At 58.9% G+C, this 13,514-nt stretch carries 14 protein-coding genes; all 14 read left to right on the top strand.

Going from position 1 to position 13,514, the window contains the following annotated elements:
* The first annotated feature begins 18 nt into the window (after positions 1–18).
* Positions 19–1,317, top strand: coding sequence for an NADH-quinone oxidoreductase subunit NuoF (gene nuoF, locus GFB49_RS03780; RefSeq protein WP_153214433.1), 1,299 nt, complete (start codon positions 19–21; stop codon positions 1,315–1,317).
* Positions 1,318–1,376: 59 nt separating this feature from the next.
* Positions 1,377–1,736, top strand: a complete 360-nt coding sequence (locus tag GFB49_RS03775; protein WP_153214432.1) for a hypothetical protein — start codon at positions 1,377–1,379, stop codon at positions 1,734–1,736.
* Positions 1,737–1,834: 98 nt separating this feature from the next.
* Positions 1,835–2,242 (top strand): DUF5333 domain-containing protein, encoded by a 408-nt coding sequence (locus GFB49_RS03770; RefSeq protein ID WP_153214431.1) that lies wholly within the window; start codon positions 1,835–1,837, stop codon positions 2,240–2,242.
* 3 nt (positions 2,243–2,245) lie between these two features.
* Positions 2,246–4,276, top strand: a complete 2,031-nt coding sequence (gene nuoG / locus GFB49_RS03765; RefSeq protein ID WP_153214430.1) for an NADH-quinone oxidoreductase subunit NuoG — start codon at positions 2,246–2,248, stop codon at positions 4,274–4,276.
* Positions 4,273–4,653, top strand: coding sequence for a hypothetical protein (locus GFB49_RS03760; RefSeq protein ID WP_343032458.1), 381 nt, complete (start codon positions 4,273–4,275; stop codon positions 4,651–4,653). The genes nuoG and GFB49_RS03760 overlap by 4 nt, the downstream gene beginning before the upstream one ends.
* 6 nt (positions 4,654–4,659) lie before the next feature.
* A complete protein-coding gene (gene nuoH, locus GFB49_RS03755) occupies positions 4,660–5,697 on the top strand; it encodes an NADH-quinone oxidoreductase subunit NuoH (protein ID WP_153214429.1) in 1,038 nt (345 codons plus the stop codon).
* 1 nt (position 5,698) lies between these two features.
* Positions 5,699–6,193 carry an NADH-quinone oxidoreductase subunit NuoI gene (gene nuoI / locus GFB49_RS03750; protein ID WP_153214428.1) on the top strand — a complete coding sequence of 165 codons (495 nt, stop codon included), beginning with the start codon at positions 5,699–5,701 and terminating at the stop codon, positions 6,191–6,193.
* Positions 6,190–6,609: a carboxymuconolactone decarboxylase family protein gene (locus GFB49_RS03745; RefSeq protein WP_153214427.1), complete on the top strand. Its 420-nt coding sequence runs from the start codon at positions 6,190–6,192 to the stop codon at positions 6,607–6,609. Before nuoI ends, GFB49_RS03745 begins: the two co-directional genes overlap by 4 nt.
* A complete protein-coding gene (locus GFB49_RS03740) occupies positions 6,606–7,208 on the top strand; it encodes an NADH-quinone oxidoreductase subunit J (protein ID WP_153214426.1) in 603 nt (200 codons plus the stop codon). Before GFB49_RS03745 ends, GFB49_RS03740 begins: the two co-directional genes overlap by 4 nt.
* On the top strand, positions 7,205–7,510 hold the full coding sequence (gene nuoK, locus GFB49_RS03735) for an NADH-quinone oxidoreductase subunit NuoK (protein WP_005624625.1): 306 nt from the start codon (positions 7,205–7,207) through the stop codon (positions 7,508–7,510). The genes GFB49_RS03740 and nuoK overlap by 4 nt, the downstream gene beginning before the upstream one ends.
* A 6-nt stretch (positions 7,511–7,516) precedes the next feature.
* Positions 7,517–9,679 carry an NADH-quinone oxidoreductase subunit L gene (gene nuoL, locus GFB49_RS03730; protein ID WP_153214425.1) on the top strand — a complete coding sequence of 721 codons (2,163 nt, stop codon included), beginning with the start codon at positions 7,517–7,519 and terminating at the stop codon, positions 9,677–9,679.
* Positions 9,679–11,229 carry an NADH-quinone oxidoreductase subunit M gene (locus GFB49_RS03725; RefSeq protein WP_153214424.1) on the top strand — a complete coding sequence of 517 codons (1,551 nt, stop codon included), beginning with the start codon at positions 9,679–9,681 and terminating at the stop codon, positions 11,227–11,229. The genes nuoL and GFB49_RS03725 overlap by 1 nt, the downstream gene beginning before the upstream one ends.
* Positions 11,230–11,244: 15 nt before the next feature.
* Positions 11,245–12,684: an NADH-quinone oxidoreductase subunit NuoN gene (gene nuoN, locus GFB49_RS03720; RefSeq protein WP_153214423.1), complete on the top strand. Its 1,440-nt coding sequence runs from the start codon at positions 11,245–11,247 to the stop codon at positions 12,682–12,684.
* 66 nt (positions 12,685–12,750) lie between these two features.
* Positions 12,751–13,497: a biotin--[acetyl-CoA-carboxylase] ligase gene (locus GFB49_RS03715; protein ID WP_153214422.1), complete on the top strand. Its 747-nt coding sequence runs from the start codon at positions 12,751–12,753 to the stop codon at positions 13,495–13,497.
* Positions 13,498–13,514: the final 17 nt, after the last annotated feature.

Here is a 13,514-nt window from a genome sequence, read left to right as displayed (position 1 = left end):
AACCAAAGGTAGGCAGACATGCTGAAGGACCAGGACCGGATCTTTACCAACCTGTACGGTATGCACGAACGCACGCTCAACGGCGCGCAGTCCCGTGGCCATTGGGACGGCACCGCTGGCCTGATCGAAAAGGGCCGCGATTGGATCATCCAGACCATGAAGGACTCCGGTCTGCGTGGGCGTGGTGGTGCGGGTTTCCCCACCGGTCTGAAATGGTCCTTTATGCCCAAGGAAAGCGATGGTCGCCCGGCCTATCTGGTGATCAATGCGGATGAATCCGAACCTGGCACCTGTAAAGACCGTGAGATCATGCGCCATGATCCGCACACGCTGATCGAAGGCGCGCTGATCGCCTCCTTCGCGATGAACGCGCATACCTGCTATATCTACCTGCGTGGCGAATACATCCGCGAACGCGAAGCGCTGCAGGCTGCCATTGATGAGGCCTATGACGCCGGTCTTCTGGGCAAAAACGCAGCTGGCTCTGGCTGGGATTTTGACGTCTTCCTGCACCACGGGGCGGGCGCTTATATCTGCGGCGAAGAGACAGCGCTGATCGAAAGCCTTGAAGGTAAAAAAGGCATGCCGCGCATGAAGCCGCCGTTCCCGGCGGGTGCGGGTCTGTATGGTTGCCCGACCACAGTGAACAACGTGGAATCCATCGCTGTTGTGCCCACCATCCTGCGCCGTGGCGCGGAATGGTTCTCAGGCTTTGGCCGTCCCAACAACGCGGGCACCAAACTCTTTGCGATCTCGGGTCATGTGAACAACCCTTGTGTTGTTGAAGAGGCCATGTCGATCTCCTTTGAGGAGCTGATCGAAAAACACTGCGGCGGAATCCGCGGCGGCTGGGACAACCTGCTTGCTGTGATCCCCGGCGGCTCGTCGGTGCCGTGTGTGCGCGGCGAGAACATGCGCGATGCGATCATGGATTTCGACTACCTGCGCGGCGAACTGGGCTCGGGCCTGGGCACTGCTGCGGTCATCGTCATGGACAAGCAGACCGACATCATCAAAGCCATCGCGCGCCTCAGCTATTTCTACAAACACGAAAGCTGTGGCCAGTGCACCCCATGCCGCGAAGGCACCGGTTGGATGTACCGCGTGATGGATCGTCTGGTGAAGGGCGAGGCGGAACTGGAAGAGATCGACATGCTGTGGGATGTCACCAAACAAGTCGAGGGCCACACCATTTGCGCGCTTGGCGATGCGGCGGCTTGGCCGATCCAGGGTCTGATCAAGAACTTCCGCGAAGAGATCGAAGACCGCATCAAGGCACAGAAAACCGGCCGCATGGGCGCGATGGCCGCAGAATAACGACACAGGGCGGGGTTCACCGGGGCCCCCGAATGGGACGAAAAGGGACGAGAGTCAGAATGGCACGACTTGGCACATATCGGATCGGAGCAGGGCTGCTGTGCGCGGCATTTGTTCTGGCGAGTTGCGGCAGCGTCACATCGCGCGACAAACGCGTGCGCTACGACGGTGTTCCGTTCAAAACCTCCGCCAAGGCGCTCAACAAAAAAGCCACGCTGGCTGATTTCCAGATTGTCGTCAAAGACGCGCTGCGCTCTCCCAAGGGTGCGCGTCTGGCCGTCGTCCATGAGGCCACCACCTATTGCATCGAAAATTACGGCAGCTCTGACATCCTGTGGCCGATTGACCCGATGGACGAGGAACAGGACCTGCGTCTGGATGGGGGCGATGCCGTCTACCAGGGGATGTGCGACGCGTGAGCGGATTTGCGGCATATCCTGGCGTTTTGGGCCAGCCGTTATTGAATAACGGTTCACAGTTTCAAACCTGTGGAGTTTCCAAATTCAAGGAGATTCCCATGCGTATTTTTTCTGTGCTGCTGGCCGCCGCCGTTGCAGTTCTGACTCCCCAGATCGCCTCCGCACGCCCTTCTCTGCGGGATGTGGCTGAAATTGAAAACCCGCTGTTTGCGGTCGCCGTCGCCAAAGAGGTCGCGGATCACTGCGACAGCATTGGCCCCCGCTACATGAAGGGTTTGGGTGAGTTGCGTCGCCTTAAGGCGCGGGCCAATGAATTGGGTTACTCGGACAAGGAAATCCGCGCCTATGTGGACTCCAAATCCGAAAAAGCGCGGATGCGCGCCAAGGGTGAGCGGCTCTTGGCACAAAATGGCGTGTCGTATGACAAACCGGAAACGTTCTGTGCGTATGGTCGCGCAGAGATCAAGAACAACAGCGCGATCGGCGTTTTACTGAGGGCGAAATAGACCATGTCTGACCTCCGCAAGATCAACATTGACGGAACCGAGATTGAGGTGGATGGGGCGCTGACCCTGATCCAGGCATGCGAAGAGGCGGGTGTCGAAATCCCGCGCTTCTGCTACCACGAACGCCTGTCGATTGCGGGCAACTGTCGGATGTGCTTGGTCGAGGTTGTCGGCGGCCCGCCCAAACCCGCGGCTTCTTGTGCGATGCAGGTCAAAGACCTGCGCCCCGGCCCCGAAGGTCAGGCGCCTCGCGTGAAAACCAACTCTCCCATGGTCAAAAAGGCCCGTGAAGGGGTGATGGAGTTCCTCCTGATCAACCACCCGCTGGATTGCCCGATCTGCGACCAGGGCGGCGAATGTGATCTGCAGGACCAGGCGATGGCCTATGGCATGGCCGGTTCGCGTTTCAAGGAACACAAACGCGCCAGCGACGATCTGGATCTCGGGCCACTGGTGGCCACAACCATGACCCGCTGCATCAGCTGCACCCGCTGCGTGCGTTTCACAACCGAAGTTGCTGGCATCACCCAGATGGGCCAGACCGGTCGCGGCGAAGATGCCGAGATCACATCCTATCTGAACCAGACGCTGAACTCGAACCTTCAGGGCAACATCATTGACCTCTGCCCGGTTGGTGCGCTGACGTCGAAACCTTACGCCTTTACTGCCCGCCCGTGGGAGTTGACCAAAACGGAAACCATCGACGTGATGGACGCGTTGGGGTCAAACATCCGCGTGGACACCAAAGGGCGCGAAGTCATGCGCATTCTGCCGCGCAACCACGACGGCGTGAACGAAGAGTGGATCTCGGACAAGACCCGCTTTGTCTGGGACGGCCTGCGCCGCCAGCGTCTAGACCGCCCCTATGTGCGCGTCGACGGCAAGCTGAAACCCGCCACATGGCCCGAAGCGCTTGCGGCCGTTGCTGAAAACGTCAAGGGCAAGAAAATTGCAGGTCTAGTGGGGGATCTGGTCTCGGTTGAGGCGGCCTTTGCCCTGAAACAGCTGATCGAAGGTCTGGGTGGCACGGTTGAATGCCGCACCGATAATGCGCGTCTGCCCATCGGCAACCGCGCGGGCTATGTTGGCAACGCGACCGTCGAAGATATCGACGACGCAAAGTTCATCCAGCTGATCGGCACCAACCCCCGTAACGAGGCTCCGGTGCTGAACGCGCGCATCCGCAAAGCATGGCTCAACGGTGCACAAGTCGGGCTGGTTGGCCCGGCGGCGGATCTGACTTATGAATACGCCCATGTCGGCACCGACCGTGCGGCGCTCGAAGGGCTCCTGGACAAAGACTATGGTGCGGTCAAAGACGCCCCATCGGTTGTCATCGTAGGGCAGGGCGCTCTGCAAGAGGCGGACGGTCTCGCGGTTCTGGCAGCTGCTCAGAAACTGGCGGCTGACACGAACTCCAAACTCATGGTGCTGCACACCGCCGCCAGCCGCGTCGGTGCGATGGATATCGGCGCCGTCACCGAAGGCGGCTTGGCCGCTGCGGTGGATGGTGTCGAGGTCATCTATAATCTCGGCGCGGATGAGGTCGAAATTGACCCCCGCGACCAAGGCGGTGCGTTTGTCATCTACCAGGGATCCCATGGGGACCGCGGAGCCATGCGCGCCGATGTGATCCTGCCGGGCGCTGCCTATACCGAAGAAAACGGCCTGTTTGTAAACACCGAAGGTCGCCCCCAGCTGGCCATGCGGGCCGGTTTCGCACCGGGCGAGGCCAAGGAAAACTGGGCCATCCTGCGGGCGCTCTCTGCGGAACTGGACGCAAAGCTGCCGTTTGACAGTCTGGCCCAGCTGCGCAGCGCGCTGATTGCCGAAGTTCCCCATCTCGCCAAAGTCGACGAAGTGGTTGAAAACGAAGGCGAGGCGCTGCCGGTTGAGAAAATGGGCAAGGCGGATTTCCTGCCTGCAATCCGCGATTTCTATCTGACCAATCCGATTGCCCGGGCCTCGACCCTGATGGCAGAGCTCTCGGCTCAGGCCAAAGCGTTGAACACCCAGGCGATGGCAGCCGAGTGATCCGCGCCAGCATCATATCCCTTCTCGCTTTGGCGGGCTGCGCAGAAGCAGGCCGTCAGGCTGAGTTCACCCCCGGCTACCGGGGTGTGGAGACGCGTCTGCTGAACGGGGATCTGGTGCAGTTTAATGTTCAGATGACGGGCGCACGCCACGCCGCTGATGTAGACATGTATGCGGAATGTGCAGCAGCGCAATACGCGCTGATCCGCGGCTACGGCTTTGCCCGCCATCTGCGCACAAATTTGAAACAACAGGGTGGTATCTGGAGCGCGGATGCGGTCTATACCATCTCCCCCTCTCTCCCGCGCGGGTTGCGCACCATCGACGCCGAAGTCGTGGTCGCACAATGCGAGGCTAACGGAATACCCACGGTGTGAGGACCAATGGCTGATTTCTTTAACACCCCAGGCGGCATCGCTGTTCTGATTGTGGCGCAAACCCTTGCGGTGGTTGCCTTTGTCATGATCTCGCTTCTGTTTCTGGTTTATGGCGACCGCAAGATCTGGGCGGCGGTGCAGATGCGCCGGGGCCCCAATGTTGTGGGCGCCTATGGCTTGCTGCAGACCATCGCGGATGCGCTCAAATATGTGGTCAAGGAAGTCGTGATCCCGGCCGGTGCTGACCGCACCGTGTTTATGCTGGCACCGATGGCCTCCTTTGTTCTGGCGATGATCGCCTGGGCGGTGATCCCCTTCTCGGACAATTGGGTTCTTTCGGACATCAACGTGGCCATCCTTTATGTCTTCGCGGTCTCCTCGCTTGAGGTTTACGGCGTGATCATGGGCGGCTGGGCCTCGAACTCGAAATACCCCTTCCTGGGCAGCCTGCGCTCTGCCGCGCAGATGATTTCTTACGAGGTCTCGATTGGTCTGATCATTATCGGTGTGATTATCTCCACCGGCTCGATGAACTTTGGCGACATCGTCCGCGCACAGGATGGCTCAGCTGGACTGTTCAACTGGTACTGGCTGCCGCATTTCCCGATGGTCTTCCTGTTCTTTATCTCCTGCCTGGCGGAAACCAACCGCCCGCCGTTTGACCTGCCCGAAGCGGAATCCGAACTGGTTGCGGGCTATCAGGTGGAATATTCCTCGACGCCGTTCCTGTTGTTCATGGCCGGCGAATATATCGCCATCTTCCTGATGTGCGCGCTGACGTCGCTTCTGTTCTTTGGCGGCTGGCTGTCCCCGATCCCCTTCCTGCCGGATGGCGCGTTGTGGATGGTGGCCAAGATGGCGTTCTTCTTCTTCCTCTTTGCAATGGTGAAAGCGATCACACCGCGCTACCGCTATGACCAGCTGATGCGTCTGGGTTGGAAAGTCTTCCTGCCGTTCTCGCTGTTCTGGGTGGTTTTTGTCGCCTTTGCTGCACGTTTCGATTGGTTCTGGGGGGCATTCGCCCGCTGGACGACCGGAGGCTGATATGACCCAAATCGATTACACCCGCGCCGCCAAATATTTCCTGCTGCAGGATTTCTGGGTCGGCTTCAAACTGGGGATGAAGTACTTCTTTGCCCCCAAAGCCACCCTGAACTACCCGCATGAAAAGGGGCCATTGTCGCCCCGGTTCCGCGGCGAACACGCGCTGCGCCGCTATCCCAATGGCGAGGAACGCTGCATTGCCTGTAAACTGTGTGAAGCGGTCTGCCCAGCACAGGCGATCACCATCGACGCGGAACCCCGCGAAGACGGCAGCCGCCGCACCACGCGCTATGACATCGACATGACCAAATGCATCTACTGCGGTTTCTGCCAGGAAGCCTGCCCGGTGGACGCGGTTGTCGAAGGCCCGAACTTTGAATTCGCAACGGAAACCCGCGAAGAGCTGTTTTACGACAAGGAAAAACTCCTGTCGAACGGCGAACGCTGGGAGGCCGAGATCGCCCGCAACCTTGAACTGGATGCGCCCTACCGATGACAGATCCCAAGAACCCGTTTGAAGCCATGATGGAACAGGCGCAGGAAATGGCCAAGGCGCTGAACCCCGCGCTTGAGGAGTTTTCTCCCTCCGAGGCGTTCAAAGGGTTCGAAGGTCTGTGGCCGACCATGCCCAAAGAGGTCATGGAAATGATGTTCGGCAACACCGTCAACAAAGACGGGCTGGATGCCAAAACCCGGCTGCTGCTAACGCTGGCCGGTTTGATTTGCCAAGGTGCACAGGCGGATGCCGCCCTGCGCCAGACTGTAAAACACGCGCTCGAAGCGGGCGCAAAGAAACAAGAGATCGTGGAAACGATCGGACAGATGTCGGTCTTTGCCGGCATTCCGGCCATGAACCGGGCGCTTGAGTTGGCGCAATCGGTCATGGACGACAAAAGGGACGATGAGACATGAGCGTATTTGCCTTCTACCTCTTCGCCATCAGCGCCATCACCGGCGGGCTGTTCACTGTGATCAGCCGCCAGCCGGTCCACTCGGTGCTGTGGCTGATCCTGGCCTTTATTTCCTCGGCCGGGCTGTTTGTGCTCCTTGGGGCGGAATTTGTCGCAATGCTGCTGATCATCGTCTACGTCGGTGCGGTGGCGGTGCTGTTCCTCTTCGTGGTGATGATGCTGGATGTGGACTTTGCCGAACTGAAGGCCGAGATGGCAAAATACATGCCATTGGCGCTTTTGATCGGCCTGGTGATCCTGATGCAGTTTGTGATCGCCTTTGGCGCCTGGGAGACCGCGCCGGGTGCGTCGGACCTGCTGGCTCAGCCTGCACCGGTTGATCGCCACAACACCGAGGCTTTGGGCCTTATTATCTATGACCAATATTTCCTTCTGTTCCAGCTGGCGGGTCTGATCCTGTTGGTCGCCATGATCGGCGCCATCGTTCTGACCCTGCGCCATCGTCAGGACGTCAAACGCCAGAATGTTCTGGCCCAGATGTACCGCGACCCGGCCACCGCAATGGAGCTGAGAGACATCAAACCGGGGCAGGGCCTATGATCGGACTTGAACATTATCTGACCGTCGCGGCGACCTTGTTCGTCATTGGCATCTTCGGGCTGTTTTTGAACCGCAAGAACGTCATCATCCTGTTGATGAGCATCGAACTGATGCTTCTGGCGGTAAACATCAACCTGGTCGCCTTCTCCTCTTTCTTGGGCGATCTCGTCGGGCAGGTCTTTACCCTGTTCGTTCTGACTGTGGCGGCTGCTGAGGCTGCGATTGGTCTGGCGATCCTGGTCTGCTTCTTCCGGAACCGCGGCACTATTGCTGTCGAAGACATCAACGTGATGAAGGGCTAAGGCGTCATGGAAACCATCCTTCTCTTTACCCCGCTTGTCGGGGCCCTGATCTGCGGCTTTGGACATCGTTTTATCGGTGAAAAAGCAGCGATTGTGACCGCCACCGCGTTCCTGTTCTTTACGGCGCTGTTGTCCTGGATCACCTTCCTGACCTTTGATGGTGAGACCCGGATTATCGAGATCTTCCGCTGGATCGAAAGCGGCTCGCTGTCAACCGCGTGGCAGTTCCGCGTGGACCGGCTGACCGCGATCATGCTGATCGTCATCACCACCGTATCTGCGCTGGTTCACCTCTATTCCTTTGGCTACATGGATCACGATCCCCAGTGGAAAGAGGGCGAAAGCTACAAGCCGCGCTTCTTTGCCTATCTGTCGTTCTTTACCTTCGCGATGCTGATGCTGGTGACTTCGGACAATCTGGTTCAGATGTTCTTTGGCTGGGAAGGTGTGGGCGTTGCCTCATATCTTCTGATCGGCTTCTACTACCGCAAGCCCTCGGCCGGTGCGGCGGCGATGAAAGCGTTCATCGTCAACCGTGTGGGTGACTTTGGCTTTGCGCTGGGTATCTTTGGCCTGTTCTTCCTGACCGACAGCATCAACTTTGGCGACATCTTTGCCGCCACGCCGATGCTGGCGGAAACCACGGTGTCCTTCCTGTGGACGGAGTGGAACGCGGCGAACCTCTTGGCCTTCCTGCTGTTTGTCGGCGCGATGGGTAAATCGGCACAGCTGATCCTGCACACATGGCTGCCGGACGCGATGGAAGGTCCGACCCCTGTGTCGGCGCTGATCCACGCGGCAACCATGGTGACCGCAGGCGTCTTCCTGGTATGTCGCATGTCGCCCCTGATGGAAGTCGCGCCGCAGGCCACTGCGTTTATCACCGTTCTGGGCGCCACCACCGCCTTCTTTGCGGCGACCGTGGGTCTGGTTCAGACCGACATCAAACGCGTGATTGCTTATTCGACCTGTTCGCAGCTGGGCTACATGTTTGTGGCCGCGGGCGTTGGCATGTACTCGGCAGCCATGTTCCACCTGTTCACACACGCCTTCTTCAAGGCGATGCTGTTCCTGGGTGCGGGCTCGGTCATCCACGCGATGCACCATGAGCAGGACATGATGAACTATGGCAATCTGCGCAAAAAAATCCCTTATACCTTTGCGGCGATGATGATTGGCACGCTGGCCATCACCGGTGTTGGCATCCCGCTGACCCACATCGGCTTTGCGGGCTTCCTGTCCAAAGATGCGATCATCGAGAGCGCCTATGCTGGCGGTTCGATGTATGGCTTCTGGATGCTGGTGATCGCAGCGGCAATGACGTCCTTCTACTCTTGGCGTCTGATCTTCCTCACCTTCTATGGTGAGGCGCGCGGCAACAAGCATACCCACGACCACGCTCATGAAAGCCCGATGGTTATGCTGATCCCGCTGGGCGTTCTGGCGGTGGGTGCGGTGCTGGCTGGTATGGTCTGGTATGGCAGCTTCTTTGGCCATGCGGATAAGGTTGGCAAATTCTATGGCATCCCGGTAGCCGAGGCTTCGGCCCATGGTGAAGGCCATGATGACCACGCCAAAACCGAGGCCCATGATGACCACGGCCACTCGGATGATCATGGTGACGCACATGCTGCCAAGGATGATCACGCGGATGACCACGGTGACGCACATGCGGACGATCATGGCGAACATCACTATGTCTTTGCAGGCAAACCGGGTGAGGGCGCGCTGTACATCGCTCCTGACAACCACGTTCTCGAGGACGCGCATGCAACACATTGGTTGGTTAAGGTCTCGCCCTTCATCGCGATGGTTCTGGGCTTCCTCTTGTCCTACCTGTTCTACATCGTCAAACCGGACCTACCCAAACGTCTGGCCGAGCAGCAACAGCCGCTGTATCTGTTCCTCAAGAACAAGTGGTATTTTGACGAGCTCTATGACTGGATCTTTGTCAAACCGGCGCTGGCCCTCGGCCGCTTCCTGTGGAAGCGCGGCGACGGCGGCACCATTGACGGCTTCCTCAACGGTCTGGCCATGGGCGTGATCCCCTTCTTCACCCGTCTCGCCGGTCGCGCACAGTCGGGTTACATCTTCACTTATGCTTTCTGGATGGTGCTGGGCATCGCAGCTCTGGTCACCTGGATGTCGATCGGCGGAGGATCGCACTGATGGACAATCTCCTCTCAATCGTCACCTTCATTCCTGCGCTAGCAGCGGTCATCCTGGCCATCTTCCTGCGCGGTGAGGATGAGGCGGCACAACGCAACGCCAAATATGTGGCGCTTTTTGCGACAACCATTACCTTCTTGGTGAGCCTCGGGCTCTACTTCCAGTTTGATCCGTCCAACACCGGTTTCCAGTTCCTGGAAGAGCGGGACTGGCTGATGGGTCTGAAATACAAGATGGGCGTGGACGGGATCTCGGTTCTGTTTGTCCTTCTGACCACTTTTGTGATGCCGCTGACCATCCTATGCAGCTGGGACGTCAAGACCCGGGTCAAGGAATACATGATCGCCTTCCTCCTGTTGGAGACGATGATGCTGGGCGTGTTCATGGCGCTGGATCTGGTGCTGTTCTACCTGTTCTTTGAAGCAAGCCTCATTCCGATGTTCCTGATTGTCGGTATCTGGGGCGGCAAGGACCGGATCTATGCGTCTTTCAAATTCTTCCTTTATACCTTCTTCGGCTCGGTGCTGATGCTGGTGGCGATGGTCGCCATGTACACTGATGCGGGCACCACCGACATTACGGCGCTCTTGTCGCACAGCTTCTCGGCTGGGTCCTTTGATGTGCTGGGCATCCATGTCGTGGGTGGCATGCAGACGCTGATGTTCCTGGCGTTCTTTGCCTCCTTTGCGGTCAAGATGCCGATGTGGCCGGTCCACACCTGGCTGCCGGATGCACACGTTCAAGCGCCAACCGCGGGTTCCGTTGTGCTGGCGGCGATCATGCTGAAAATGGGCGGCTATGGCTTCCTGCGGTTCTCTCTGCCGATGTTCCCGGTGGGGGCAGAAGTCATGACCGATGTGATCCTGTGGATGTCGGCCATCGCGATTGTCTACACCTCGCTGGTGGCGATGGTGCAGGAAGACATGAAAAAGCTGATCGCCTATTCGTCCGTGGCGCACATGGGGTTTGTGACCATGGGGATCTTTGCGATGAACCAACAGGGCATCGACGGCGCGATCTTCCAGATGCTCAGCCACGGCTTCATCTCGGCGGCGCTGTTCCTCTGTGTGGGCGTGATCTATGACCGGATGCACACCCGTGACATCGACGCCTACGGCGGTCTGGTGATCCGCATGCCGGCCTATGCGCTGGTCTTCATGTTCTTCACCATGGGCAACGTAGGCCTGCCGGGCACCTCGGGCTTTATCGGTGAATTCCTGACCCTGATGGGCACGTTCCAGAAAAACACCTGGGTGGCCTTTGTCGCGACCTCGGGCGTGATCTTCTCGGCCGGTTACGCGCTGTGGCTTTATCGTCGGGTGGTCTTTGGCGACCTGATCAAAGGCAGCCTCAAGACCATCACCGACATGACCCCACGGGAAAAGTTCATCTTTGCCCCGCTGGTGGCCATGACCTTGATCCTGGGCGTCTATCCTGCGCTCGTCACTGACATCATCGGCCCGTCCACCGCGGCGCTGGTCGACAACGTTAACCAATCTCTGGCCGCTGCGGACACCTCGCCCGTCGCGACCCAGATTGCTTCGCATTAAAGGAGCGCAAGGCAGATGATCCAAGCTGATCTCTCCGTAATCCTGCCAGAGATTGTTCTGGCGCTCTATGCCATGGGCGCGCTTTTGGGCGCTGTCTACACGGTCAAGGACAAGCTGGCCGGCGTGCTGGTCTGGTCCACGGCGGCCCTGATGGTGGTGCTGGCCATTGTGATCGCCAGCCTCCCCGCAGGCACCAATGTGGCGTTCAACGGCATGTTTGTTGATGATGCCTTTGCGCGGTTTTCCAAATCCGCGATCCTGATCGTCGCAGCCATCGTGCTGATCATCGGGCAAGAGTATATGAGCCGCCGCGACATGCTGCGCTTTGAATACCCGCTTCTGGTGGCCCTGTCCGTTGTCGGCATGATGATGATGGTCTCGGCTGGCGATCTGATGTCGCTTTATATGGGGCTCGAACTGCAGTCGCTGGCGCTTTATGTGGTGGCCTCCCTGCGCCGTGACAGCGCCAAATCCACTGAGGCCGGTCTGAAGTACTTTGTCCTGGGCGCGCTGTCCTCGGGCCTGCTGCTCTATGGTGCATCGCTGGTCTACGGCTTTGCCGGCACAACCAAGTTCTCGGGCATCATCCAGGTTGCAGAACAGGGTGAAGTCACCGTTGGTCTGCTCTTTGGTCTGATCTTCCTGATCTCGGGCCTGGCGTTCAAAGTCTCTGCCGCGCCGTTCCACATGTGGACGCCGGACGTCTACGAAGGCTCGCCCACCCCGGTCACCGCCTTCTTTGCCACAGCGCCCAAAGTGGCGGCGATGTCGCTCTTTGCCCGTCTGATGTTTGACGCCTTTGGCGCAGCCATCGGCGACTGGCAGCAGGTGATTGTGGTACTGTCGGTGCTGTCGATGTTCCTGGGTGCCGTGGCCGCCATCGGTCAGCGCAACATCAAACGTCTGATGGCCTATTCCTCGATCGCACACATGGGTTACGCCCTGATCGGTCTGGCCTCTGGGACCGAGGAAGGCGTCGCCGCGATGCTCGTCTATATGGTGATCTATATCACCATGAACGTCGGCACATTCTCCTTCATCCTGATGATGGAGAAAGACGGCAAACCGGTTACGGATATTCAGGCCCTGAACCTGTTCTCCAAGAAAGAACCGGGTAAGGCGCTGGCGCTTCTGGTGTTGTTCTTCTCGCTGGCCGGTGTGCCGCCGATGCTGGGCTTCTTTGCCAAATACGGCGTCTGGCGCGCCGGTGTGGATGCGGGCCTCACCGGTCTGGTGATTGCCTCGGCTGTTGCCTCGGTGATTGGTGCTTTCTACTATCTGCGCATCGTTTACTTCATGTACTTCGGCTCTGATGGTGCCGAGGTTGAGGCCAAAGGCTCCCCGATCCTGGGCGTGGCGCTCTCGGCATCGGCCATCCTGATGGTTCTGGGCGTGGTCTACCAATTTGGCATCGAAGGCGCGGCACTGGCGGCGGCAACAGCCCTTGTCAATTGATCTTTGCCTCAGGCAGATTGAAAGGGCCCGGTCATGTGACTGGGCCTTTTGCATAAGGAAGTGTTCATGAGCTGGCCCGAAGGTTACGGAAAACGCATTCTGACAGAGGTTGACAGCACCCTGGACGAAGCCGCGCGCATTGCGCCTGATCTGGCAGGTCCCGAATGGATCCTGGCCCTGAAACAGACCAAAGGTCGGGGCCGCCGGGGCCGCGACTGGAAAGATCCCAAAGGCAATTTTGCCGCCACATTGGTGCTCCGCCCCCAAGGGGACCCGGTGCGGGCAGCGCTGCGCAGCTTTGTGGCAGCGCTTGCGGTCTATGACGCGGTTGAGGCGGTCACCGGCCGGTCGGAAAAACTGTCGCTGAAATGGCCCAATGACGTGCTGCTGAATGGCGGCAAGCTGGCGGGTATCCTGTTGGAAAGCAGCGGCAGCCAAGGCGGCGTTGATCACCTGTTTATCGGCATCGGCGTTAATCTGTTGGAAACACCGATGAAGGAATGGTTGGAACCCCAAGCGGTCTGGCCCGTGTCCGTTCATGGTGAAACAGGCGTGCAGATCAGTCCCGAACAATTTCTGGACGCGCTGGCCGCAGCCTATGCCCGCTATGAACAACAGTTCCAGACCTTTGGCTTTGAACCGATCCGCACCGCCTGGCTGGACCGCGCGGCCCGCGTGGGGGAGGTCATAACCGCCCGAACCGCCAAAGAAGAGTGGGAAGGCACCCTGGAAACGGTGGACGGCGAGGGCAATCTGGTACTAAACACCGCCAAAGGCCGTGTCAGCATCGCTGCGGCGGACATCTTTTTCTGAACCTAAAAGGACAGCGA

This window comes from Tritonibacter litoralis (assembly GCF_009496005.1).
GTDB classification, from domain to species: Bacteria; Pseudomonadota; Alphaproteobacteria; order Rhodobacterales; family Rhodobacteraceae; genus Epibacterium; species Epibacterium litoralis.
The sequence above is the reverse complement of the archived record's forward strand: the minus strand, read 5'-3'. Positions and strand labels throughout refer to the sequence as shown.